The 22517-nt window shown below is 69.0% G+C and carries 24 protein-coding genes; 12 read left to right on the top strand and 12 right to left on the bottom strand.

What is annotated here, in order from left to right; genetic code table 11:
* Nucleotides 1-16: 16 nt before the first annotated feature.
* The 5 genes from AB0L53_RS00240 to AB0L53_RS00220 all read left to right on the top strand — a co-directional run bounded on the left by AB0L53_RS00240 (nucleotide 17) and on the right by AB0L53_RS00220 (nucleotide 4183).
* Nucleotides 17-856, top strand: coding sequence for a MaoC/PaaZ C-terminal domain-containing protein (locus tag AB0L53_RS00240; RefSeq protein WP_363988149.1), 840 nt, complete (start codon nucleotides 17-19; stop codon nucleotides 854-856).
* Nucleotides 850-1239, top strand: a complete 390-nt coding sequence (locus AB0L53_RS00235) for an OB-fold domain-containing protein (RefSeq protein WP_363988146.1) — start codon at nucleotides 850-852, stop codon at nucleotides 1237-1239. Before AB0L53_RS00240 ends, AB0L53_RS00235 begins: the two co-directional genes overlap by 7 nt.
* Nucleotides 1236-2384: a thiolase gene (locus AB0L53_RS00230; RefSeq protein ID WP_363988144.1), complete on the top strand. Its 1149-nt coding sequence runs from the start codon at nucleotides 1236-1238 to the stop codon at nucleotides 2382-2384. The genes AB0L53_RS00235 and AB0L53_RS00230 overlap by 4 nt, the downstream gene beginning before the upstream one ends.
* A gap of 36 nt (nucleotides 2385-2420) precedes the next feature.
* Nucleotides 2421-3323: an SDR family oxidoreductase gene (locus AB0L53_RS00225; RefSeq protein WP_363988141.1), complete on the top strand. Its 903-nt coding sequence runs from the start codon at nucleotides 2421-2423 to the stop codon at nucleotides 3321-3323.
* A gap of 446 nt (nucleotides 3324-3769) precedes the next feature.
* The gene (locus tag AB0L53_RS00220; protein WP_363988139.1) at nucleotides 3770-4183 is read left to right on the top strand and encodes a VOC family protein; all 414 of its coding nucleotides are present in this window, start codon (nucleotides 3770-3772) and stop codon (nucleotides 4181-4183) included.
* Between the two features lie 112 nt (nucleotides 4184-4295).
* Here AB0L53_RS00220 and AB0L53_RS00215 read toward each other — a convergent pair whose 3' ends face one another.
* Both AB0L53_RS00215 and AB0L53_RS00210 read right to left on the bottom strand, forming a co-directional pair.
* Entirely contained in the window at nucleotides 4296-5144 is an 849-nt protein-coding gene (locus tag AB0L53_RS00215; protein ID WP_363988136.1) for a TIGR02452 family protein, read from the bottom strand.
* Between the two features lie 254 nt (nucleotides 5145-5398).
* Nucleotides 5399-5758 carry a hypothetical protein gene (locus tag AB0L53_RS00210; protein WP_363988133.1) on the bottom strand — a complete coding sequence of 120 codons (360 nt, stop codon included), beginning with the start codon at nucleotides 5756-5758 and terminating at the stop codon, nucleotides 5399-5401.
* 342 nt (nucleotides 5759-6100) lie between these two features.
* On the opposite strand from AB0L53_RS00210, the gene AB0L53_RS00205 reads away from it, so the two are divergent.
* Nucleotides 6101-7549 (top strand): hypothetical protein, encoded by a 1449-nt coding sequence (locus AB0L53_RS00205; protein ID WP_363988130.1) that lies wholly within the window; start codon nucleotides 6101-6103, stop codon nucleotides 7547-7549.
* A gap of 33 nt (nucleotides 7550-7582) precedes the next feature.
* Here the strand turns inward: AB0L53_RS00205 and AB0L53_RS00200 are convergent, their stop codons facing one another.
* Entirely contained in the window at nucleotides 7583-8428 is an 846-nt protein-coding gene (locus tag AB0L53_RS00200) for a class I SAM-dependent methyltransferase (RefSeq protein ID WP_363988127.1), read from the bottom strand.
* Nucleotides 8429-8811: 383 nt separating this feature from the next.
* Between AB0L53_RS00200 and AB0L53_RS00195 the strand changes: the two genes are divergently transcribed.
* Together AB0L53_RS00195 and AB0L53_RS00190 are read left to right on the top strand one after the other, a co-directional pair.
* Nucleotides 8812-10230 (top strand): TetR family transcriptional regulator, encoded by a 1419-nt coding sequence (locus AB0L53_RS00195; RefSeq protein WP_363988124.1) that lies wholly within the window; start codon nucleotides 8812-8814, stop codon nucleotides 10228-10230.
* Nucleotides 10231-10419: 189 nt separating this feature from the next.
* Complete coding sequence (locus AB0L53_RS00190; protein WP_363988121.1) at nucleotides 10420-11661, top strand: trypsin-like peptidase domain-containing protein; 1242 nt, start codon at nucleotides 10420-10422, stop codon at nucleotides 11659-11661.
* 80 nt (nucleotides 11662-11741) lie between these two features.
* Here the strand turns inward: AB0L53_RS00190 and AB0L53_RS00185 are convergent, their stop codons facing one another.
* The 7 genes from AB0L53_RS00185 to AB0L53_RS00155 form a co-directional block, all read right to left on the bottom strand.
* On the bottom strand, nucleotides 11742-12482 hold the full coding sequence (locus AB0L53_RS00185) for an ABC transporter permease (RefSeq protein ID WP_358550546.1): 741 nt from the start codon (nucleotides 12480-12482) through the stop codon (nucleotides 11742-11744).
* Nucleotides 12475-13356, bottom strand: a complete 882-nt coding sequence (locus tag AB0L53_RS00180; protein WP_363988117.1) for an ABC transporter ATP-binding protein — start codon at nucleotides 13354-13356, stop codon at nucleotides 12475-12477. The genes AB0L53_RS00185 and AB0L53_RS00180 overlap by 8 nt, the downstream gene beginning before the upstream one ends.
* A complete protein-coding gene (locus AB0L53_RS00175) occupies nucleotides 13353-13673 on the bottom strand; it encodes a transcriptional regulator (RefSeq protein ID WP_357962348.1) in 321 nt (106 codons plus the stop codon). Before AB0L53_RS00175 ends, AB0L53_RS00180 begins: the two co-directional genes overlap by 4 nt.
* Nucleotides 13670-14299 (bottom strand): hypothetical protein, encoded by a 630-nt coding sequence (locus AB0L53_RS00170; RefSeq protein ID WP_363988114.1) that lies wholly within the window; start codon nucleotides 14297-14299, stop codon nucleotides 13670-13672. The genes AB0L53_RS00175 and AB0L53_RS00170 overlap by 4 nt, the downstream gene beginning before the upstream one ends.
* A gap of 93 nt (nucleotides 14300-14392) precedes the next feature.
* On the bottom strand, nucleotides 14393-15127 hold the full coding sequence (locus AB0L53_RS00165; RefSeq protein ID WP_363988111.1) for an FAD:protein FMN transferase: 735 nt from the start codon (nucleotides 15125-15127) through the stop codon (nucleotides 14393-14395).
* A complete protein-coding gene (locus tag AB0L53_RS00160; protein WP_363988108.1) occupies nucleotides 15124-15585 on the bottom strand; it encodes an FMN-binding protein in 462 nt (153 codons plus the stop codon). Before AB0L53_RS00160 ends, AB0L53_RS00165 begins: the two co-directional genes overlap by 4 nt.
* An 11-nt stretch (nucleotides 15586-15596) precedes the next feature.
* Complete coding sequence (locus tag AB0L53_RS00155; RefSeq protein ID WP_363988106.1) at nucleotides 15597-16940, bottom strand: ferredoxin reductase family protein; 1344 nt, start codon at nucleotides 16938-16940, stop codon at nucleotides 15597-15599.
* A 101-nt stretch (nucleotides 16941-17041) separates the two neighbouring features.
* On the opposite strand from AB0L53_RS00155, the gene AB0L53_RS00150 reads away from it, so the two are divergent.
* Both AB0L53_RS00150 and AB0L53_RS00145 read left to right on the top strand, forming a co-directional pair.
* The gene (locus AB0L53_RS00150) at nucleotides 17042-17749 is read left to right on the top strand and encodes a response regulator transcription factor (RefSeq protein ID WP_363988102.1); all 708 of its coding nucleotides are present in this window, start codon (nucleotides 17042-17044) and stop codon (nucleotides 17747-17749) included.
* Entirely contained in the window at nucleotides 17746-19149 is a 1404-nt protein-coding gene (locus AB0L53_RS00145) for a HAMP domain-containing sensor histidine kinase (protein ID WP_363988099.1), read from the top strand. The genes AB0L53_RS00150 and AB0L53_RS00145 overlap by 4 nt, the downstream gene beginning before the upstream one ends.
* 61 nt (nucleotides 19150-19210) lie before the next feature.
* Here AB0L53_RS00145 and AB0L53_RS00140 read toward each other — a convergent pair whose 3' ends face one another.
* Nucleotides 19211-19477: a DUF1876 domain-containing protein gene (locus tag AB0L53_RS00140; RefSeq protein WP_363988096.1), complete on the bottom strand. Its 267-nt coding sequence runs from the start codon at nucleotides 19475-19477 to the stop codon at nucleotides 19211-19213.
* A 105-nt stretch (nucleotides 19478-19582) separates the two neighbouring features.
* On the opposite strand from AB0L53_RS00140, the gene AB0L53_RS00135 reads away from it, so the two are divergent.
* On the top strand, nucleotides 19583-20557 hold the full coding sequence (locus AB0L53_RS00135) for a HEAT repeat domain-containing protein (protein WP_363988093.1): 975 nt from the start codon (nucleotides 19583-19585) through the stop codon (nucleotides 20555-20557).
* A gap of 47 nt (nucleotides 20558-20604) precedes the next feature.
* On the top strand, nucleotides 20605-21270 hold the full coding sequence (locus tag AB0L53_RS00130) for an AIM24 family protein (protein ID WP_363988090.1): 666 nt from the start codon (nucleotides 20605-20607) through the stop codon (nucleotides 21268-21270).
* Between the two features lie 143 nt (nucleotides 21271-21413).
* On the opposite strand, the gene AB0L53_RS00125 is transcribed toward AB0L53_RS00130, so the two are convergent.
* Nucleotides 21414-21725 (bottom strand): hypothetical protein, encoded by a 312-nt coding sequence (locus AB0L53_RS00125; RefSeq protein ID WP_363988088.1) that lies wholly within the window; start codon nucleotides 21723-21725, stop codon nucleotides 21414-21416.
* Nucleotides 21726-22517 lie beyond the last annotated feature (792 nt).

The following is a 22517-nucleotide window of genomic DNA, read 5'->3' as shown; positions in this document are numbered from 1 at the left end:
TGCGAAAGGAGTGAACATGTCGATGAACCTCGATGCCGTCGGACAGACCTGGGAGTCGGGCGAGCGCGCGTGGACCTCGAAGGACGCCATCCTGTACGCCCTGGGAGTCGGCGCCGGAGCGCAGGATCCGCTGGCCGAGCTGTCCTTCACCACCGAGAACTCGCACGGGGTCGCCCAGCAGGTGCTGCCCACGTTCGCCGTGATGCTCGGCGGCGGCGGAGGCGGCCCCAAGCTGGGCGACTTCGACTTCGCGCAGATCCTGCACGCCGAGCAGTCGATCCGGCTGGCCGGCCCGCTGCCCGTGGACGGCCGGGTGCGCTCGACGTCCCGCGTGGCGGGCATCTACGACAAGGGCAGCGGCGCGCTGGCCGTCATGGAGTCCACGATCGTCGACGCCGACACCGGCGCGCCGGTCGTGGAGGTCAGAACCGGGATCTTCGTCCGCGGCGAGGGCGGTTTCGGCGGAGAGCGGGGCGAGTCGGCCCCGTGGGAGCGGCCCGACCGACCGGCCGACCACGTCGTCGTCTACCCGACCCGCACCGACCAGGCGCTGCTGTACCGGTTGAGCGGAGACCGCAACCCCTTGCACTCCGACCCGTGGCTGGCCGCCCGCGCCGGCTTCGAACGGCCCATCCTGCACGGGCTGTGCACGTACGGGTTCACCGGCCGGGCCCTGCTGCACACGCTGTGCGGCTCGGACCCGGCGGCGTTCGGCGGGATGTCGGCCCGCTTCGCCGCTCCGGTGGTGCCCGGACAGGAGCTCGCCGTGCACATCTGGAACGACGGCCGGTTCGTCACCAAGGTGGGAGACACCGTGGTGCTCGACCGCGGCGTGTTCACCGGGGCGTCGTGGTGAAGCCGCAGCCCACGCCGGAGACGGCGCCGTACTGGGAAGGCGCCCGCCAAGGCGAGCTGCGGGTGCAGCGCTGCGGCGCCTGCGGCCGTCACTACTTCTACCCGCGCCCGGCCTGCCGCTACTGCTTCTCGCAAGAGGTGCATTGGGTGACCGTGTCCGGCCGGGCGCGCCTCGTGTCCTACGTCATCAACCAGCGGCCGATGCCGGGCCTGGAGGGACTGTCGCCGGTGGTCGCGCTGGTCGAACTGGACGAAGGGCCACGCCTCATGACCAACATCGTGGGCGTCGAGCCCACACCGGAGAACCTGCCGCTGGACCTGCGGCTACAGGTCTGCTTCCAGGATGACGTGCCGGTCTTCCAGCCGGAGGGGGTGACGGCATGAGCATGCACGGAGGCGATGTCGCGATCGTCGGAGCGGCGGAGACCGAGCAGGTCGGCGTACTGCCCGACGTCTCCATGATCGAGCTGCACGCGCGGGCGGCGCGCCGCGCCCTCAAGGACGCCGGCCTGACGCCGGCGGACGTGGACGGCATCGCCACCGCCGGCCCGCTGGCCATGGAGGTCTCCCACCACCTGGGCATCACGCCGCGCTGGCTGGACGGCACCATGGTCGGCGGCTGCAGCTTCATGCTGCACGTCCGGCACGCCGCCGCCGCGATCGCGGCCGGGGCCGCCGACGTGGTGCTCATCACGCACGGCGAGTCGGGCAGATCACGCGTGGGCGTGCCCCAGTACGGCATGAACGCGGCCTCCGCCGGGGGCCAGTTCGAGATGCCGTACGGGGCGGTGCTGCCGTACGCCACCTTCACCCTGCCCGCCCTGCGCTTCCTGCACGAGCGCGACATGGGCCGGGAGGACCTGGCCCAGGTGGTGGTGGCCCAGCGGGAGTGGGCGGCCAAGAACCCGCGCGCCATGCGCCGCGACATCGTGACCGTGGACGAGGTGCTGGCCGGGCCGGTGATCGCCTACCCGTTCACCAAGGACATGTGCTGCGTGGTCACCGACGGCGGCGGCGCCCTGGTGCTGACCAGCGCCGAGCGGGCGGCCGATCTGCCCGGGCGCCCGGTGTACCTGCTGGGCTCGGGCGAGTCGGCCGAAGGCGCGCTGATCTCCCAGATGGAGGATCCGGGCTCCAGCCTGGCCTTCCGGCGCTCCAGCGCGGAGGCGTTCGCCACGGCCGGGGTGAGCCACGGGGACATCGACCACCTGATGTGCTACGACGCCTTCGCCCACGTGCCGCTGTACATGCTCGAAGACCTCGGCTTCGTCGGCCGCGGCGAGTCGGGCGCCTTCATCGCCGACGGCAACACCCGGCCGGGCGGCTCGCTGCCCATGAACACCAACGGTGGCGGGCTCAGTTACACGCACACCGGGATGTACGGGATGTTCGCCATCCAGGAGTCCGTCCGCCAGCTCAGGGGCGAGGCCGACGCGCAGGTGCCGGACGTGGAGATCGGGTTTGTGCAGGGCGTGGGGATGTTCTTCGCGGCCTCGGGGAGCCTGGTGCTGTCCAACCGCAGACCCTGACCCGGAACTACACGACATTAGGAGGTAAAAGCCCATATGAGCGGTATCTGTGAAGACCGGGTGGCGATCGTGACCGGCGCGGGGCGCGGTCTCGGCCGTGCGCACGCGCTGGAACTGGCGCGGCAGGGAGCCCACGTGGTGGTCAACGACCTCGGCGGCGCCCCGGACGGCACCGGGTCCGACGCCGGCGCGGCACAACTGGTGGTGGACGAGATCGTGGCGGCGGGCGGCAAAGCCGTCGCCAACACCGACGACGTCGCCGACTGGCAGGGCGCGAAGCGGCTCATCGACCAGGCGATCGGCGAGTTCGGCGGCCTGGATGTCCTGGTGAACAACGCCGGCATCCTGCGCGACCAGACCATCGCGTCCATGACGGAGGAGAACTGGGACGCGGTGATCCGGGTCCACCTGCGTGGCACCGCAGGGCCGACCCATTTCGCCGCCGGGTACTGGCGCGCGCGGGCCAAGGAGAGCGGGCGGCCACTGCGCGCAAGGCTCATCAACACCACTTCGGCCTCGGGCATCTACGGCAACTTCGGCCAATCCAACTATGGCGCGGCCAAGGCCGGCATCGCCGCGTTCACCCTCATCGCGGCCACGGAACTCGGCCGCTACGGTGTGACCGCGAACGCCGTCGCGCCCGCCGCGTTCACCCGGCTCACCGAAGCCGTCATGCCGGTCGATTACGCCGCCGGTCTCGGGCCCGAGCAGGTCTCGCCGCTGGTGGCCTGGCTGGCCAGTACGGAGAGCGACGCCGTCACCGGGCGGGTGTTCGACGTCGGCGGCGGGCGGATCGGTGTCGCCGAGGCGTGGCGACTCGGCCCGGAGGTGACCAAGCAGGATCTTTGGGACGCTGCGGACCTCGGCAGCGTGATCCCGGACCTGGTCGCCAAGGCCGCGCCCAACGTCGACATGAGCGGCCGGCCGATCGCCGGTTGACCTTCACCACTGTTGGGCCGGTGTTCGCGAAAGGACCTAGGACGCGTGACAGCGACCGCCGTTGCCGCCCACGGATTCTTCTCCGCAGCCCTCGCCCATCCCGACCGCCCCGCCCTGATCGGCCCCGGAGGACTCGGCTGCGGAGAAGTACGGCAATGCCAGGTGGCGTCGTAGCCGCGCGGACTTGAGGCCATGCGAGCGCGTCGATGTACGCTGCCCCACAAGTAACCTCCCAAGCGATTTGGAGAGCTGTGGCTGGCATCGGCGTTATCGAGCTCATCATCGCGTTGGCCGCGATCCTGGCCATCGCGACGTTCGTTTTCGTGGTGATGGTCGTCAACCGCCGCAAGAGATGAGGCGGCCAGGCTGACCGGCTACAGGCTCCGGCGCTGAGGACGGCGACAGTGAGATTTGCTGGAGCGTTCGGGACCTGCCAGAGTGACGAAATGTCGCGACTTGTTCCTGAACTGATCTGCTCCGACATCCAGGCCAGCCTGGCCTTCTATCGCCTGCTGGGCTTCGAGATTCGCTACGAGCGCCCCCAGGAGCGATTCGCTTACCTTGAACGCGACGGGGCGGCGGACTTGATGTTGGAGCAGCCCTGGAGCCAGGACCGTCTCTACCCGCGCGCCGAGCTGGACCACCCCTACGGGCGTGGGATCAACCTGACGGTTGAGGTGGATGACGTGGAGCGGATTCACACCACGCTGCTTGCCGCCGGTTATGAGATGTGGCTGCCGTTGGAGGAGCGCTGGTACGAGCGCAGCGCCGATGCCGTGGGCGTGCGCCAGTTCGCTGTGCAGGACCCGGACGGCTACCTCCTGCGGATCTCTCAGCAACTGGGGACCCGCTCTCGATAGCCGTCCGCGTCATGTGCGCGGGCGCGTTCGCGGCGTTGGGCGGCTGGCGCGTCGGGATGGCCTGCCGCCTCAGCTGTCGCCGACCGGCCCGTTGTAGACGAGCGCCGTTTCGTTACCGGGAAACTGCGCTCTCCTCGTTGGAAAAGACGCGGGCGAATGCGGTATAGGTCGGGGTGCCAGGCTGTCGGTCCAGTACGGCGAAGCGCACGTGTTCGAAGCGGTTGCGCGTGGCCAGCGCCCGGGCGAACGTGTCGGCAATTAGTCTGGGATCGTTGCCGAACACCCCGCACCCCCACGCTCCGAGCACCAGTCGGCGGTGGCCATGGGTTTCCGCCACATCGAGCACACGAACGGTTCTTTCCCACAGCGCGGCCGGTACGGTGCCCGCCAACTGTGGCTGGTTGCGCGCGATGACCCCTGCATTGGGTGCGGCCGCGGTCAGGAAAGCCACACGATACGGCTCGTCGAGCATGCGACCCTTATCGTCGCGGAAGACCGGCACGCCGGGCGAGTAGATGACCCGATCGCTGTAACGCAGGTCGCCTTGGGCGCGGTGGTAGGCGTAGAACTGCGGGGTAGCGGTGAGGCAGGCGTACAACGCCGATGCCCTGGCTAGGCTCTCCTCTTGCGCCTGGGCCCCGGTGAGGAACCCGCCGCCGGGGTTCTTCGCCGAGGCAAAGACAAGGCAGGCCAAATCGGTGCCGTCGCCCGCCATGGCTCGGGCCGCCTGCAGGGTGGACTCATTCGTGACCTCGATGCGTACATCCGGCATGTCACGCTCAGCCTCCGCATCACCCTGGGCCGTGCCGAGGTCATCCTCGGGAAGGTAGAGCCGAGTGCTCGCTACAGCATGCGCCACGTCGTCCGCGAGATATACCCACTGGCCACCTGGCGACGTGTAACCACCGTGTTGGACGGTAGCGACCGTGTCTTGTGCGATCGCGCGCAGCCGGGTGCTCATGATCTGCATGGTGGCATCCAGACGGCCCACGTCGCGAGGGATTTATTCCTAGATGTACACCCGCCGGGCACTGGGCTTCCCAAGGCGGCTTCCAGCCCGGCCGCAGTGGCCGCGGTGCAGATCAGCGTGCATAACGCCCAGTGCGTGAGCAGGTAGGCCGGCTCGGGGGTACGCGAGCGCAGGATCCGGCCCGGCCCGCGCAGGTGCGTCTTCTAGCGGTACGGGGGATCAGACGTGCTCCCATCGGCCCACGTTCAAGGGCGATCACTCCGGCTGACGAGTGCGTCGAAGAGAGGCCAGCCGTCCATCTCCCTCTCACCAGGTGCTGTGGGCAGGGCGTGGCGCGCTGCTGTCTCGTCGAGGAGTCGTCGTATGACCCACGGCTCGTGGAGGTTGAGCAGATCTCCGCGACCATTGGTGATCGAGCCCGCGTACCAGTGCCCCTCGGCGACATGGCGGCCGGGACCCGCGCGAAAGACGATACGCAGGGTCACACCGGCGTCCTCGCGGTGCAGAGAGAGGATCTCGCGGCATTCGGCATGTTTGTGATGTACCGACCACAGCCAGGTCGTATCACCGACGACGAGGCTGCGGAGCCGACGGTTGGTCCCCATCCCCGCACTCTATGAGGCGAGATGCGGCGGCAGGAGCTTCCCGGGTCCTCACCCTTTCGGGGAGAAGTGTGTAGCGGGTTGGCCGATACGCCCGACCTGCATCACTTTATGCAATTGACTGAATGCTTACAGTGATTGACGCTGGTTGTGGCCTCGCACAACGCAACGGCCGCCAGTACGTGAAGGAGCACATCGCATGGACTCGCCAGAATTCTTCACCCAGGTCTACACCGCCGGCCAAGCATGCATACCCGAAGGCGACCTGTGCAGCGGCATCGCTGGGCCGGTCGGCCGATGCTGCCCGGGGCTGGTCTGCTGCTCGCTCGCTCCCGACCTCTCCGTGTGCAGGCGCCGCTGCCGATGAAGATCGGCTGGGGGCGGCAGACGGTGTTGGCCGGACTGGCGGCCGGTGGGGCGGTGCTGGCGCGCACCGATACCGCGATCGGCGCGTATCTCAACGCCCCGGCGGCTCACTGGCTGCGGCGGATCACCGCGGCGGGGCTGGATGAACCGCCCGGGCAGGCGGCCCTGACCTGCTTGCGGGTGTGGGCGAGCGCGGGCCTCATCACGCTGGACGACCAGGCCGCGATCCTGGTCGGCGATCCCGAGATCGAGGAGTACGAGGAGCGCGGCCGGTCCCTGCGGCGCGACCTGCTTCAGCGGGCCGCCCTGTTCCCGCGAGTCGGCACGCCGATCCTGGCGGTCGGGGTGGGCCGTGATTGCGCTTATTGCGACCAGCTCCTGACCGACCTGGCCGCCAACGCGCCCTTGCGGGACGGCGGTGTGGTGGTGTCCGGCGACGACCAGACTCGGCTGTTCGGAACCGTTCCCGGCACCGAACTCGATCAGCTTGCCGAGCTGGCCCGAGCGGCCGCCCCCCTCGGCACGCCCAGCGGCGTGCTGCTCCACCCATGCGCGCCCCCGTGGATCCTGGAGGGCTACCACCAGGTGAGCGCCGCGATCGTGTCGATGCTCGGGGACGAACCCGGCCGGGTGGTTGTGGAGACGCCCAGTTCCTGCTCGGTGAACGTCACCTCCGGCGAGGGCACCTCGGTGCGGCCGGTCCGCGCCGGCGACCGCGTCGTGGGGATCGCCACCCGGGGTGCGGTCACCGGCGAGCTCGACGGCTGGCTGTCGGCGCACACCGCCGACGCCGCGTACGCGCCGGCCACCCTCACCGTCGAACGGCCCGGGAACCTGTATCTGGTGTATCGGGGCGGCGCGATGATCGCCCGGCACAGAACGCCGGCCGACACCATCGCCTGTCTGCAGAGCATGCTGGCCGGGTATGCCGACCACGCCGGCGCCGCCGAGGACGAGGCCGACGTCGACTGCGGGGTGCTGTGGCATCCCGACCACGCGGCCGTGCTCATCCCCAACCACTGGCTGTCGCCGATGGCCAGGAAGTCCTCCTGGCTGCGCCGCAGTGGCTGGCAGCTATGTCCGCAACCGTACGTCCGGCTCAGCATGCGCGACGGTCAGGCGTGGGCGCGGGTGCGTCCGCTCGGCGAAGATCCCCGGATGGCGCCGGTCGCGTTCCTGGCCGTAGACCCACCGGCCCCGGCCACCGATGAGCGGCCCGTCCGCACCCCCAGCACCGAAGAACGCGCGGCGCAACTGGTGTGCTGGGCAGTCCGGCCGCTCACCCCGCCGCACCTGTATGCCCTGGCCGCCGCCGCGCACCACATCCCCATCCGGGCTCTGGGCCCTGCCCCGATCCTCGCCGAACTCCCCGATCTGGTACTCGCGCGGCCTGGCAGGTCCCGCCGAACAGTGCCTGCCCGGTCATGACGTGACCGGCACCTTTTCACGCGGTCCGGAAGGTCAGGATCTGCCGAAGGCGTAGCGAAGCAGGCCCTTGTCCATCCTGGCCAGGCCCGGGATCACTGCCATGATCCGGCAGCGGATCTGCTCACCGCGCGGCATCTTCGCCACCTCAGGAGAGGTGATCAGCCGTTGCTGCTCGACGAGACGCAGGTCGGGGTTCCAGCGCTCCACGTCGCGCGGGTTGTCGAACCCCTCGTTGACAGAGACTCCGAGCGTCTTGACGGCCGGCACGACCATGCGCATCATCCGCGAAGAAAGCTTGGAGAAGCCCAGCAGGAGGATCTCGCCGCGCTCGAAATGGGCGGTGATCCGGCTCAGCAGCCTGATAAAGGTGGGCTTGGTCATCAACGGGTACAGCCCATCCATGACCACGACCACTGGCCGGTCGGCCGGCAGGGCCTCCAGCCAGCCTTCCTCGTTGAGTGACGTGGCCAGCGCGTGGATGCCGCTGGTCTCCTTATATATCTTGGCGCGCAGGGACATCATGCCTGGCAGGTCCACGTCGTACCAGTCCACGCCGGGCGGCGGGTCGATCCGGTAACCGCGGCTGTCCAACCCGCAGCCCAGATCGAGCACGATCGCGTCTGGATGGCGGGCGATGAACTGGCGTACCCATCGATCGAAGTGCACGGCCCTAATGGTGACGTTGAGCCGTTCCTTCTCCTCCAGCTTGGGAGTCGGCTGGAGGCGCTGCCAGTCGTAGTCGAGTGCCTGGGCGACCTTCTCTGCGTACGGGTCGTTCAGTATGGGATCGTCCGCTCTAGCGTCCACCACCCGGGCGTGCAAGGTGATGAAAGAGCTTTCCTCGATACCGGAGAGTCCGGCCGTACTGATGCCTGGCATGGCAACATCACATCCTGTAGTGGTCTGCCGATTTCGTTGCAGCACAGCGGCGATCGACGCGCGGGGGCCGCAGGCGTCGCGCCGGCAGCGGAGTCTTGCGGAAGCCCCCTGCACAGCGGGTCCAGGCTGTTGAGCGTCACCTGCTTCGACCGAGGGGACACGCGTGCAACCCTTCCTCGCATTTCAGTATCGACTGAACTTGCTAGCAACTAGGCCAATCTTGACTTTACCACGATTAGCAATAATCGCCCATCCTAAGACGGTCATCCAGGAAATGCGCCAGGCTAACGGCCATTAAGCGACAGTTCGTTAACCTGATCGCAAAGGTTCACCCGAACCGCTGTACGGTCAAGGCATCCTTGAGCGTGGAAGGGGAGTGTGCGGTGTCCTCGTTGGCGATGCCCGGCAACGGAGAGACGGTGGCGCGCCCGCGGCGTGGCAGGCCACCGGGGAACCGGCGCGCGCTGATCCTTCGCGAAGCCACCCGCCTGTTCTACGAGCGTGGGTTCCACGGCACGAGCATCAGCGAGATCGGCGCCGCGGCCGGTGTGAAGGGGCCGACGGTCTACCGGCACTTCCCGGACAAGAACGCCGTGCTTGCGGCCTTGATCGAGGAGAGCGCGGAGCGCTCCGAGGCGGAGATCGCCCAGATCCATCGCGAGGGCGGCACTCCGCGGGAGTTGCTGGAGCGGCTTATCCGCTCCCAGGCGCGCCAGGCCACTGACGATGGCCCGCTGACCGCCATCGCCGCCCGCGAGTTGCGCAGCCTGTCCCCCGAGACGAGCGAGCCTTTGCTGCGTCGCAGCCGGATCAACCAGGAGGAATGGGTGAGCCGGGTCGGTCAAGCTCGCCCCGAGCTGAGCGCGGACCAGGCACGGACGCTGGTGGTCGGCGCCAAATGGCTGATCTTCACCATCGCGACCGGCCGCACGGGACTCGACGGTGACCGATTGTGCCACCTCATCATCGACATGACATTCGACCTGCTGCTGCCCCGCCACCCGCACGACACCTCAGGACCTGCGACAGAAGCGCGACCATCACATCAAGCCGACCGGCGCGTATCGGACGGCGCGGACCCGGCCAGTCCCGTTGGCCATGTCCCGCCCGGGCCGACTTCGAGCGTAGGAGGAAGGGCGGCGACAGGGCCTGTTCCCGAAAGGGCCGCAAAGACGCCGGCGCCCCTGGCGAGCAGCGAGCGACGTGAGCTGATCATCCGGGAGGCGGCGCGCCTGTTCGTCGAAAGGGGCTATCACGCGACCGGCGTGGACGAGATCGGCGGAGCGGTGGGGATCACCGGGCCGGCCCTCTACCATCATGTCAAGGGCAAGGACGAGTTGCTGCTGGCGATAATGCAAGCCGAGGCTGACCGTTCCGAAGTCGAGGTCGCCGAGGTCTACACCGCGGACGACTCGGCGCGACAGCTGCTGAAGGCCCTGGTAGGCAAGCGGGCGCGCAGGGCACTCACCGACGCCCACCTCATGGCGGTCGGCGCCCGAGAACTTCAAAGCCTGCCTTCGCGACACCAACAGCCGATGCTCCGCCGTAAGCGACTCAACCGCGAAGAGTGGGTGCATCTCGTCGCCGAGTCGCGCCCCGACCTCCGCGACCCCGAGGCCCGCGCGATGGTCGACGGGATCAAGGCCCTCATCTTCGGCCTCGTCATCTCTGGCGCCGAGCTTCACGTTGATCAGATGGAGGCCCTGGTGCTCGAATCGGCCCTCGCCGTGCTGTTCCCTCACGGCTGCGGTGAGGTCCAGCGGCAAATTGAAATCGACCATGATCTACGCGGCGCAGGCTGATTAAACCGTCCTTGACCTGTGTGGTTGCCGCCCGAGGTAAATTTCCGACCAGGTTCATACGGATAACCGGGCCGTGACCAGCTGTGATAAGGCTGCCGTCAACCCTCTCATACAGTTCTGATCACCGGCTTAACCTGCACTTACGCGCTCCTTGGCACTCTTGAGTCATCGGTACTTGAGGAGATGACGATGAACGCGAACGAGCCTCGCGAGCAGGGCGCCGGCGGCTGGAGCCAGTTCGGCGACCAGCCGCCCTCCGCCGGGGGCTTTCCCCGGCGAGAGACCGTGATCATGAACCAGCCTCCGCCTCCCAAGCCGCCCAGGCGGGGCTTCTCCGTCGGGCGGAAGACGATCGCCGGGCTCGCCTTGGCGGCCGTGGCCGTGGGCGGCGGCGCAGTGGGGGCCGTCGCCGCCACGGCGTTCCAGGACACCACAGTCGTCTCCGCGCCGAGCCCGGTCTTCAAGGCGGCCTCCAACCAGCTCACCGTGGCCCAGGTCGCGCAGAAGGTGCAGCCTTCGGTCGTGATGATCCAAGGGCAGACCGGCGAGGGGTCAGGTGTGGTGCTGTCCGACGACGGGCTCATCCTCACCAACAACCACGTGGTCGTCGGCGCCGGGCAGGGCGGGCAGATGACCGTCAAGTTCAACGACGGCAAGACGGCCAAGGCGTCGGTCGTGGGCACCGACCCGTCCACCGACCTCGCGGTCATCAGGGCCGACGGCGTCTCGGGCCTGACCAAGGCCTCGCTCGGCGACAGCGACCAGCTTCAGGTCGGCGACGCCGTACTGGCCATCGGCAGCCCGCTCGGCCTCGACGGATCCGTCACGGCGGGCATCGTCAGCGCGCTCAACCGCACGGTCACCGTCGGCGGCGAGCAGGACCAGCAGCAGCAGCTTCCGCCTGGCTGGGGCCAGCAGCGGGAGCAGCAGCAGGGTCAGGAGAGCGGGGCGACGACGCTCGGCGACGCCATCCAGACCGACGCGGCCATCAACCCGGGCAACTCCGGCGGCGCGCTCGTCAACGCGGCCGGTCAGGTGATCGGCATCAACAGCGCCATCGCCACCAACGGCGGCAGCAGCGGCAACATCGGTGTCGGCTTCGCCATCCCGGTCAACACCGCCAAGCAGGTCTCCGACCAGCTCATCAGTGGTGGCAAGGTGACTCACGCGTTCTTGGGCGTGAGTGTCACCGACGCCACCGGCGACGTGCCCGGCGCGCTGATCCGCCAGGTCACCTCCGGAAGCCCCGCCGACAAGGCCGGACTGAAGCAGGGCGACCTCATCACCAAGATCGGCAACACGCCGGTGGAGGGCGGAGATACAGTTGTTGGCCAGGTCAGAGGTTTCAAAGTAGGCCAACAGGTTCAGATCACTTATATGAGGGACGGAAAGTCGAGTAACGTCTCCGTCACCCTCGAAGAGAAGAAGTAACCGGACCCCCTCACGGACGGGTGTGCCGTCGAGATCGCTGCGGACTCGGCGGCACACCCCCCGTTCGAGGAGATCACCTCTCAGGAGAAGCGGCGGCCTTCGTCGCGCCGGTAGGCCCAGCCCGCGGCCAGTGCCGCAATCACGGTCCACACGCCGAGCATGATCACCGCGACCATGTTCGGCGCGGTGCCGGTCGTCACGGCCCAGATCAGCTCCCCGGCGCCACGGCTCGGCACGAACGGCGACACCTTCTGCACGAAGTCCGGCATGATCTGCGGCGGCAGGAACAGCCCGCCCAGGATCGCGATCGGGAAGAACACGACCTGCGACACGCCGATGGCCGCCTTCGAGGCCAGCACGAAGCCCAGGAACAGGCCGATCAGCATGAACGGCACCGCCCCGCCGAGCAGGGCGAGCAGCCCGATCAGCAGGTTCGGCACCGTGATGGTCGCCGTGGTGAACAGGGCCGCGATCACCACCACCGGGATCGTCGACACCAGCATCGTGGCCATCGTCGTGAGGATCCGCCCGGCGAAGCGGGGGAACGGTCCAGCGGGCAGCGTACGCACGTAGGGGTTCCACGGTAGCTCGCGGTCCTGCGCGACCGTGATGCTGAGCCCCATGAGCGCGGCCGACATGGCGCCGATCATCATCATCGACCCCGTCGCCCGCGTCGCGGCCACCGGATCGTCCCCCGTGAACGGCACCACGAACGCCAGCATCGACGCGGCCGGGAAGAACGAGCTGGCGACCAGGCCGATCGGCACCCGGATCTGCTCGAGCATCAGATAGCGGGTGTGGGCCAGGATAAGGCTAGACATGCTCGGTCTCCTTGGCGGTGATGGCGAGGAAGGCTTCCTCGAGCGAGGTCGGCCTGATCTCCAGACCGGAGAACGGTGTGCCGCTCCGCACCAGTTCGACGACCAGCCGGTCGGGGTCGGTGGTCACCAGGTTGATCCGGCCGTCCGCACGTTCGCTGGCGAGCACACCGGGCAGTTCGGGCAGGTTCTCGGCGACGAGCGAGACGCGCCGCACACCCACCATGTCGCGTACGGCCCGCACGGTGTCGTCGGCGAGCACCCGGCCGTGGCCGACGACCACGACCCGCTGGGCCAGGGCCTCGATCTCCTCCAGGTAGTGGCTGGTGAGCAGGACCGTGCCGCCGCCCTCATGGAAGTCCTTGATGCCGTCCCAGAGCGCTCGCCTGGCCTCCACGTCGAGGCCGGTGGTCGGCTCGTCGAGGAAGACCATCCGCGGGTTGCCGGCGAAGGCCAGTGCCACGCCCAGCCGCCGCTTCTGGCCGCCGGACAGGCCGCCGATCTGCCGCTTGACCAGGTCGTCGAGGCCGAACCGGGCGAGTAACTCCCCTTTATCGGCCTTTTTCGGGTAATGGGCTGAGACGAAGTCGACGATCTCGCCGACTCTCAGCGACTCGGGCAGGCCCGTCTCCTGCGGCGTGACCCCGATGCCTCGGCGTACCACCGGATCCTGCGGGGAGCCACCGAGCAGCTCGACCGTGCCGGACGTCTGTTTGCGCAGGCCCACGAACAGGTTGATCAGCGTCGACTTGCCCGCGCCGTTCGGGCCGAGCAGGCCGACCAGCTCTCCCGCCCTGATGTCGAGCGAGACGCGGTCGAGCGCCAGCACGTCGCCGTAGCGCCGGGTGACCTCCACCGTTCTGGCGAGGATGGTCATGAAGTGCCTCCTGCGGAGTCGAGTAGGGCGCGGATCGCCTTGGTGTAGTCGTCGAAGGCGACCCGGCCGCGCTTGGTGAGCGAGACATAGGTGACCGGGGTACGGCCCTTGTGCGTCTTCGTGATCTGGACGTAGCCGACTTCCTCGAGCTTGGTCAGGTGGACCGAGAGGTTGCCGGCCGTCATGCCGAGCAGATCCTTGAGCGCCGGGAAGGCGATCTCGTCGCCTCCGCCCATCGCGTTGAGCGTCGCGACGACACGTAGCCTGGCCTGCGCGTGGATCACCGGATCGAGCTCCGGAACGTCGCCGGCCGTCACCGGCACTGCCTCCGTCGCCACCACAGGCCCAGGACGATCTGCCCGAAGCCGAGCAGCACCGCCGTCAGCAGCGCGTGCCAGCCGGGGCCGAGCAGCACGCCCAGGCCGTTGACGGCGGTCACGCCGACGCCGACGAAGAACATCGGCCAGTACAGGAAGATCGCGCCGCCGGCCATGTACATGACGCCCACCACCAGCATCGAGACGCCTGCCCAGAGCAGGCCGGACTCTCCTTCCGGCAGCATCGGGCTGATCCGGATGGCGATGATCGACATCACCACCATTCCGGCGAACCACGTGTAGCCGTACATCGTGCCCCTGGCCGTGCTCTCGCCCCGGACGCCGATGTTCATCCTGGTGATCTCGTACGCGGCCAGGGAGCCCGCGATCACCATGGAGATCATCAGGACGGCCACCGCCTGCATCTGTGAGATCGGCGCGTAGGGCTTGCCGTCGAGCCCGTAGTGCAGGAAGACGCAGGTGAAGCCGATCAACCACGCGACGCCCCAGGGGACGTACAGGAACAGGGGATCGCCCCTGAACCTTCGCACCGTGGCGGCCCGCTGCTCCTCGATGAGGCGCAGAGTCTCCTCCGGGCTGGGGGCTTGCTCACCGTCGTCTACCATGACAACTCCTCTTAGCCTCAAACTGGTTTGTACTTTAAACCAGCTTGCGCCGCCAACACAACCCGCCGAGGCGAGGAGTGGTGTCGAGAGGAGTCAGAGAGCGGGGAAGCCCCTGGTCCGCCAGGTGTCGCCGCTCGCGGTCACCGCGAACGCCTCCAGGTCGTCGGTCTCCTCGACCCAGTCGCGGGCGGCGTCGCCCATCGCGAATGCCGCCGTCGCGAAGGCGTCGACGGCGGTCAGGCGGGGTCCGACAAGAGTGATGGACAGCAGCGCGTCGGTGGCGCGCCCGGTGTGCGGGTCGAGGATGTGCGGGCCCCGCTCGGCGCTGCCCGAGGTGGCGATGGCCAGGTCGTGGCCGGTGACCACGGCGCAGAGGGCGCCGGGCCGGGCGGGGTGCGCGATGCCGATCCGCCACGGCGAGGGATCGGGGCCGAGCTGGATGTCGCCGCCGCCGTTGACGCAGTGGCGGCGCGCGCCGGCCTCGGACAAGATCCGGGACGCCTCCTCGATCGCCCACCCTTTCACCAGACCGGACGGGTCCAGGCGACCACCGGGGTGCATGGTGAAATATCCGTTTGTGTCGTGTTCTGCCTGGGCGCACAGCGAGAGCACCTGGGCCACCTCGGGCGGGCAATCGGACAGCTCGATCTCGCCTCGGCCGAGGTGGCTGATCGCGCTGTCCGGCCGGTAGGTGGAGAAGACCGCGTCCACGTGGTGCAGCCAGGCGACCGCCCGCGCCATCGCCTCGTCGGCGGTGCCGTTGGAGTCGGCATCGCGTACGTCGAAGGAGAAGACGGTCCCCATCACGTGCTCGACGTGGCGGGTCACAGCCCGGCCCGGTCGATGGCGCTCTGCAGGGAGCGGGTGTAGCCGTCGCTGGTGTACGTGGCGCCCGAGACGGAGTCGATCTGGGCGCTCTGGGCGGACAGGGCCTCCTCCTGGAGGACGGGCAGCGCCCTGTTGTTGATCTCGACGTCGCGCCTGTTCTCGCTCGGCGCCTGGAGCACCTGGACGTCGGAGATCTTGCCGCCGCTGACGCTGATCCGCACCTGTACGGGTCCCCAGCGCGTGTCGACCGCGTCCCCGTCGACCGTCCGGCTGGCGGCGGACTTCTGGGTTGTGGCGGACTTCTCAGTGGTGGTGGGTGACGGTGTCGCGGAGGCATGGGTCTGGGCGATGGCGGCGGGCGGCTGGGTGGTGGCCCCGGTGACGTCGTGCGGCTTGAACGACAGCAGCAGCACCAGGCCGATGACGGTGGTGACCACCGCGAGCAGTGCTCTCTTCATGGAGGGAACCCCTAGAACTCGAAAGACTCGTGATGGATCCGGTGGGCGGGCACGGCCGCCGACCGCAGCGCCTGGATCGCCGACCGCGTCATCTCGGGCGGCCCGCACACATAGGCGTCGTGCTCGCGCAGGTCGGGGAGCAGGCGGTCGAGCCCGGTGAACAGGTCCGGGGCTCTCGGGCCGACCGAGCAGTAGAGCCTGGCATCCCCGCGTGCTCTGGCGATCTTCTCCAGTTCGTCCCTGAACAGCAGTTCCTCCGGCGTACGAGCGCGGTAGAGCAGGGTCACCTGCCCTGGCAGGGTCTCGAACAGGGTGCGCAGCGGGGTGATGCCGACGCCGCCGGCGATCAGCACCGACTTCGGACTTCGGCCGAGGCGTCCGGTGAATCCGCCGTACGGCCCCTCGGCGATGACCCGGGTGCCCGGCCGCAGCCGGGCGAGCGCCGCGCTGTGGTCGCCCAGCGCCTTGACCGTGATGCGCAGCCCGCCACGGTCCGGCGCGGCGGACAGCGAGTAGGGGTTGGCCGACCACCACAGGTCGCGGGTCAGGAAGCGCCACCGGAAGAACTGGCCCGGCTCGGCGCCGAGCCGCGCCAGGCGGCGGCCGGTGAGATGGATCGAGACGACGCCCGGCGCGTCGGCGCTGACGTGGGCCACCCGCAGCCGGTGGCGCGCCCACACCCGGACCGGGCCGAGGAAGCGGTACCACACCAGCAGCGCGGCCACCCCGAGGTAGAGGGCGTACCAGGCGAACTGGGCCACCCGATCGCCGGTGAACTGGGCGCCGGTCGCCAGTTGGTGCCCGAACGCCAGCCAGGCCGCCAGGTAGGTGTAGAAGTGCAGGTAGAACCAGGTCTCGTAGCGCAGCCTGCGGCGGGCGGCGCGGGCCGACACCAGGGCCACCCCGAGCAGCAGGAGGAAGGCCACGGTCGCCTTCAGTACGTCGGGAAAGGACAGCGCCATCGTGACCGCCTCGTCCACCACCCCGGCCTGGTCGGCGACCGCGTACCCCCAGATGATCGTCAGGACGTGCGCGGTGACCAGCCCGATGACGTACCGGCCGCCCATGGCGTGCCAGCGGGCCAGCCGGTCGCTGCCCACGCCGCGCTCCAGAGCCGGGACGCGGGCCATCAGGCCGAGCAGGACGGCCATGCCGTACCCGGACAGCAGGCCCGTGACGCGGCCGGCCTCGGTGAGCCAGCCGTCCAGGCCCGCCACGGACGGCGTGCCGCGCCACCACAGGACGACGACCGCGACCGCGCCGGCCACCACGGCCGCCAGCACGGGCTCTGGTCGCAGGCGGCGGCGCGGCGGCGCTGTCAAAGCGGCCCGAGCCGGTGCGTGAAGAGTGGTCATGGGAGTAGACCGTGCCTGGCGAACCTCTGTTTTCCCTATGAACGGAGCTCTTCAGAGGATTCTCAGAAGAACCTCGTATTTTGTGATGAATAGGAGGGAACATGAACAGCCTGCTGCGCCCGGACGGCACACCGATCCGCGTGCTCGTCGTGGACGACGAGCCGGACCTCCTCGAGGTGCTGGAGAAGACGCTGTGCCAGGAAGGCTGGCAGGTACGCACCGCGGCGAGCGGGACCGCCGCGATCCGCGCGGCCGAGGAGTTCGCGCCGGACGCCGCGATCCTGGACGTCATGCTGCCCGACCTGAACGGGCTGGAGCTCATGAACCGGCTCCGGGAGCTGCGGCCCGAGCTGTGCGTACTGTTCCTGACCGCGCGCGACGCGGTCGAGGACCGGGTCGCGGGCATCACGGCGGGCGGCGACGACTACGTGACCAAGCCGTTCAGCCTGGACGAGGTGCTCGCGCGGCTGCGCGGGCTGCTGCGCCGGGCGGGCATGGCGCGGCCCGGCAACGAGGACCGTCTCGTCGTGGCCGACCTGTCCATGGACGAGGAGGCCAGAGAGGTGAGCAGGGCCGGTACGCCGGTCGAGCTCACGCCCACCGAGTTCGAGCTGCTGCGGCTGCTCATGTGCAACCCGCGCCGGGTGCTCAGCAAGGCGCAGATCCTCGACCACGTCTGGTCCTATGACTTCGGCGGCCAGGCCCACGTCGTGGAGCTGTACATCAGCTACCTGCGTAAGAAGATCGACGCGGGTCGCCGGCCGCTGATCCACACCGTGCGCGGCGTCGGGTACGTGCTCAAGCCGTGAACCTCGTCCCACGCACGCTCAGGGCCCGGCTGATCGCCGGATTGCTCATACTCCTCGCGCTGTCCTGCGCGGCTGTCGGCGTCGCCACGTCGGTGGCGATGGATCGGTTCCTGCTCGCCCGCGTCGACCAGCAGATCGCCGCCGACGGCCCCCGGTTCGCCGCGAGCCTGGAGCACGGCGAGGACACGCGGGGACAGGCACGGGGTACGTTCGGCGCGCGGCTGGTCAACGGGCGCGTCACCCATGCGGCGGTGGTGTCGGAGCGGGACGGCACCCACCCCGGCCTCAGCCCTGACGACGAGGCGATCCTGGCGGCGCTGCCGGTCGGGGGACCGCCGCAGACCGTGGACCTGTCCAGCCTGGACGACTACCGGCTCGTCGCCGCCGCGGGCCGGGACGGCGACGTCATGATCACCGGGCTGTCCCTGCACGGTGTCGAGGAGACGCTGCACCGCCTGTGGCTGTTCGAGCTGGTGATGTTCGCCGGCGTGCTCGCCGTCACGGGTGTCGCGGGCGCCCTGTGGGTACGGCTGGCGCTGCGCCCCCTGCAACGCATCGCCACGACGGCCCGCAAGGTCGCCGAGCTGCCCCTGGCCAGCGGGGAGGTGACCCTGGCCGAACGCGTACCCGACACCGACCCGCGCACCGAGACGGGACAGGTCGGCGCCGCCTTCAACCGCATGCTGGGCCACGTGGAGGCGGCTCTGGGCCGCCGGCACGCCGTCGAGCAGCGGCTGCGCGCCTTCGCCGCCGACGCCAGCCACGAGCTGCGCACGCCGCTGGCGGCGATCCGCGGGCACGCCGAGCTCGCCCTGCGCGGCGACGAGCCGATGGCGGACGGCGTACGGCACGCGCTCGGCAGGATCGACGCCGAGTCGGGGCGGATGAGCGAGCTGGTCGACGAGCTGCTCCTGCTGGCCCGGCTCGACGCGGGACGGCCGCTGGCCCGGGAGGAGGTCGACCTGTCCCGCCTGGCCATCGAGGCCACCGGCGACGCGCGGGCCGCCGGGCCCGGCCACCGCTGGCGGCTGGAGCTGCCGGAGGACCCCGTCACGGTGACCGGCGACGCGCTCCGGCTGCACCAGGTGATCGCGAGCCTGCTGAGCAACGCCCGCGTCCACACCCCCGACGGCACCACGGTCGTCGTGGCCGTACGGAGGCTGCCGGCCGCGGTGGAGGTCACCGTCGTGGACGACGGTCCCGGCGTGCCGGCCGGGCTGGAGGAAGAGATCTTCGAGCGGTTCTCCCGCGCCGACCAGGGCCGGTCGCGGGCCACCGGAGGTGCGGGGCTCGGGCTGGCGATCGTCCGCGCCGTGGTGGCCGCGCACGGGGGCTCGGTGGACGTACGGAGCCGTCCGGGCCGGACCGAGTTCCGGCTGCTCCTGCCTTCGGAGGGCTGATCGTGAAGGCGCCCGGCGGGCTACCAGTGGGGCTTCTCGCCGGGCGTCTTCGTACGCGTGGTCAACGGGCCTCGATCGGGCCGCCGAGCGTGGCCACGTCCTCGGCGGCGTCGCCGAGGAGCTTGTCGGCCAGGTCCATCAGCGCCCGCCCCGCGGCCAGCTCGTCGCCGATCTCCGGCACCGCACGGTCCTCGGGGTTGCGCCTGGCCACGCCGACGCTCTCATGCCAGCCGCTCTCCTCGGCGGACAGGACCGCACGGGCCAGCGTGCGCTCATCGGTCTCGTCCTCGCTGATGTAGATCTGCACGGTCCACTGCTTGCTCCGCATGATGCCTCCCTGTACGTCCTCGGTACGTACTGGGCATCTGCCCCCAGAGGATGCGGTGTCACGGACTTCCGGACACCGGCCTGCGCCATATGCCAGCATGTCCGCATGCTGGCGAGTCTCGACACGATCGACTGGGCCGACCTGACGCACGCCTACGGCCGCGCGAAGGATGTGCCGGACCAGATCCGGGCCCTGCGCTCTCCCGATCCCGGCATCCGGAACAAGGCGCTGCACAGCCTGTACGGGAACATCTTCCACCAGGGCACCCGCTTCGAGGCGAGCGCTCGCGCGGTGCCGTTCCTGCTGGAACTGGTCGCCGACCCCGAGACGCCGGACCGCCCGGCCGTGCTGCACCTGCTGACGCAGCTGGCCATCGGCTACGGCGAGCAGCTCCTGCCGTCCGGCTACCCCCTCGACGACCATCGCGCCACGGCGGCGGGCGGGGACCTGCTGCTGTCCGCCGGCAAGCAGTTCACGGACGACGAGGACGAAGAAGACGAGGACGACGAAGAAGACGAAGACGACTGGGGCGAGGATGTCGCCCTGTTCCAGTACCTCCAGACGCTTGAGCCAGCCGAGGAGGAGCGGCTGTTCGCGTACTTCGCGCTGATGGCGTATGACGCGGTCGGCGCCGGGCTGCCGATGTTCCGCGACCTGCTCGCCGACGCGGACGCCCCGGTGCGCGCCGCCGCGGCCTACGCCCTGGCCTGGTACCCCGAGGAGCGGGCCGCCGGCCTGCCGCCGCTGCTCAGGGCGGCGGCCGACGAGCACCCGGCGGTGACCGCGACCGCCCTGGTCGCGATCGGCCTGCTCGGCCCGTCCGGCGTGACGCCATCGCCCGAGACGGCGCCCGTGCTGGACGCTGCCCTCAATGATCCCCGTGATGTGGTGCGCTGGGGCGCGGCCATCGCGCAGGCCCGGCTGCGGGGCCCGGAGGCGGACGGCCGGGTCGCGGAGGAACTGCTGGGCTGGATCGGCCGCGACGCCGCCGCGCACGAGGGAATCGCGTTCAACGACGGTGACCTCCGGGGTTATGCCGCCCTGGCGCTGCGCGACCTCGGCGACGAGCCGCTGGCCTGACCCCGGAGTCACTACGCTGGCGGGACCTCTTCACCGAAAGGTCGATCATGCGCAGCTCAGTCTTCGACAACCTCGATCCGCGCCAGGTTCCCACCGGCTTCTCCCTGGCGAACGGCAAGATGCTCCGGGTTCAGCTCCCTCACGAGGTGCTGGCCAAGCAGGGCTCGATGGTGGCCTTCCAGGGCCAGATGGACTTCGAGTACGAGGGCGCGGGCGGCATCAGCAAGCTGCTCAAGAAGGCCGTGACGGGTGAAGGCGCGTCGCTGATGCGCGTGCGCGGCCAGGGCCTGCTCTATCTCGCGGACAACGCCGACGACATCCACCTGTTCTACCTGGAGAACGAGGGGCTCACCGTCAACGGGCGCAACCTGCTGGCCTTCCAGCCGCAGCTCACCTGGGACATCCAGCGGGTGCAGGGCGCGGGCGTCGCGGCGGGCGGCCTGTTCAACACCACGCTCACCGGCACCGGCTGGGTGGCGGTCACCACGCACGGCACACCGGTGCTGCTGGACGCCGCGGCCATGCCGACGTACGCCGACGGGCAGTCGGCCGTCTGCTGGAGCACCGCTCTGCACGTCGGCGTGAACCGGACGATGAAGGTCGGCGCGCTGATCGGCCGGGGGAGCGGCGAGGCGATGCAGCTCGCCTTCCAGGGCCAAGGGTTCGTTCTGGTGCAGGCGAGCGAGGGCGTGCCGGTGGTGAAGCCCCAGTAGCCGCCGGAACCCCTCCGCCTGCACATTTGGCCCGCTGGCCCAGCCCGCCCATCCCGTACGTGCCCAGCACATCATCCGGGGCTCTGCGTCAAGGGATCGCCGGAGCGTTCACCACGGCTATGGTCTCCAACGCCAGCTTCGGATCAACTGGCCGGCAGAGTCCACTTTCCACCTTTGCAGGCGGGCGGGCCGAAGGTGAAACGCCGTCCACTGGTTGTCTCGCCCACGATTACGTCTTCGGCTCCATTACGCAGGCAGCCTCCGGACACGACCGGAATCCGGTCCGATCCCCCGGGGGGAAGCTGCCGACTGTAGATCGTGTCGCCGAGCCATTTCACCGACACGGTCTCACCTGTGCGGTTCTCGATGTCCACCCACCGGCTTGGGCGTGGCTGACAGGCGGTGAGGGCGACGATCAACACCATGAGTGTCGCTGACCAGATGATTTTTCTCATGAAACCCCTTGGCCGACACATGTTCGACTTCCAGACAAGCATGTGTCGGCATTCGGTGCCACCGGAGGCCGGCACATGTCTGTCATCGCGGTGATGCGGTGCAGTAACAGTTCTCGACGTCAGGTGATGTGGCCGTTGGTCAGTCCGGTGTAGGTGGCCGAGGTGCCCGTCACGTCTTGTGTGGGCAGCCGAAACGCTCACCCGAAGCATCCGCGAGACTCGCCAACTCCTTCAGCAAGCCGGATAGGCCATCCAGCCCGGCCTCACCGGCTCCGAACCCAGAACGATCTCCATGCATTGGTGGCCCACGAGGGCATCATCCCCAAAGTGAAGATCAAGACCGTGTGTCAATAATCTGCGAGTCCATAACTTGGCGACATTGCCTGGTTCGATATCCTGTATGTGCTCGCGCCCATTTTTCGGGGGTTCCATGTGGAAGAATATATCCGCCCGGCCTCGCTGCCGCTTCCGCCTTGGCTTAACTTGCCTCATGGTGGGGATCGTTTTCCTCTTATGTGCTTGTAGTACGTCGGCCGATAGGGAGCGATTTTATATCGCAAATCAAACGGGCGAGACGATCACTGTTCAATGGAAGGGGGAGGCTGCGCCCTTTGCCACTATTGCGCCGGAAGATGGAATGACCCTCAGTATTCCAGCGGATCGGTGTTCTCGTGCGCCGGCGGCCGATACCCTGATTGCGCACGCCCAAGCGGGAAAGACCTTTATGTATGGGCCGCCGATCTGCTACGGAACAACTTGGAAGATTGGCAAGTGATTGGTTGGTTCATATGC

This window comes from Nonomuraea sp. NPDC052129 (assembly GCF_040680095.1).
Lineage (GTDB): Bacteria > Actinomycetota > Actinomycetes > Streptosporangiales > Streptosporangiaceae > Nonomuraea.
This window is presented reverse-complemented; position numbering and strand designations above follow the sequence as displayed.

Bases quoted from the DNA above. Each gene is read 5' to 3' on its own strand.
- AB0L53_RS00140 (WP_363988096.1), bottom strand. From the start codon at position 19,477: ATGCGGAGCAAGCAGTGGACCGTGCAGATCTACATCAGCGAGGACGAG.
- AB0L53_RS00240 (WP_363988149.1), top strand. From the start codon at position 17: ATGTCGATGAACCTCGATGCCGTCGGACAGACCTGGGAGTCGGGCGAG.
- AB0L53_RS00150 (WP_363988102.1), top strand. From the start codon at position 17,042: ATGAACAGCCTGCTGCGCCCGGACGGCACACCGATCCGCGTGCTCGTC.
- AB0L53_RS00130 (WP_363988090.1), top strand. From the start codon at position 20,605: ATGCGCAGCTCAGTCTTCGACAACCTCGATCCGCGCCAGGTTCCCACC.
- AB0L53_RS00125 (WP_363988088.1), bottom strand. From the start codon at position 21,725: ATGAGAAAAATCATCTGGTCAGCGACACTCATGGTGTTGATCGTCGCC.
- AB0L53_RS00170 (WP_363988114.1), bottom strand. From the start codon at position 14,299: ATGGTAGACGACGGTGAGCAAGCCCCCAGCCCGGAGGAGACTCTGCGC.
- AB0L53_RS00225 (WP_363988141.1), top strand. From the start codon at position 2,421: ATGAGCGGTATCTGTGAAGACCGGGTGGCGATCGTGACCGGCGCGGGG.
- AB0L53_RS00135 (WP_363988093.1), top strand. From the start codon at position 19,583: ATGCTGGCGAGTCTCGACACGATCGACTGGGCCGACCTGACGCACGCC.
- AB0L53_RS00160 (WP_363988108.1), bottom strand. From the start codon at position 15,585: ATGAAGAGAGCACTGCTCGCGGTGGTCACCACCGTCATCGGCCTGGTG.
- AB0L53_RS00180 (WP_363988117.1), bottom strand. From the start codon at position 13,356: ATGACCATCCTCGCCAGAACGGTGGAGGTCACCCGGCGCTACGGCGAC.
- AB0L53_RS00210 (WP_363988133.1), bottom strand. From the start codon at position 5,758: ATGGGGACCAACCGTCGGCTCCGCAGCCTCGTCGTCGGTGATACGACC.
- AB0L53_RS00190 (WP_363988121.1), top strand. From the start codon at position 10,420: ATGAACGCGAACGAGCCTCGCGAGCAGGGCGCCGGCGGCTGGAGCCAG.
- AB0L53_RS00200 (WP_363988127.1), bottom strand. From the start codon at position 8,428: ATGCCAGGCATCAGTACGGCCGGACTCTCCGGTATCGAGGAAAGCTCT.
- AB0L53_RS00185 (WP_358550546.1), bottom strand. From the start codon at position 12,482: ATGTCTAGCCTTATCCTGGCCCACACCCGCTATCTGATGCTCGAGCAG.
- AB0L53_RS00230 (WP_363988144.1), top strand. From the start codon at position 1,236: ATGAGCATGCACGGAGGCGATGTCGCGATCGTCGGAGCGGCGGAGACC.
- AB0L53_RS00155 (WP_363988106.1), bottom strand. From the start codon at position 16,940: ATGACCACTCTTCACGCACCGGCTCGGGCCGCTTTGACAGCGCCGCCG.
- AB0L53_RS00215 (WP_363988136.1), bottom strand. From the start codon at position 5,144: ATGAGCACCCGGCTGCGCGCGATCGCACAAGACACGGTCGCTACCGTC.
- AB0L53_RS00220 (WP_363988139.1), top strand. From the start codon at position 3,770: ATGTCGCGACTTGTTCCTGAACTGATCTGCTCCGACATCCAGGCCAGC.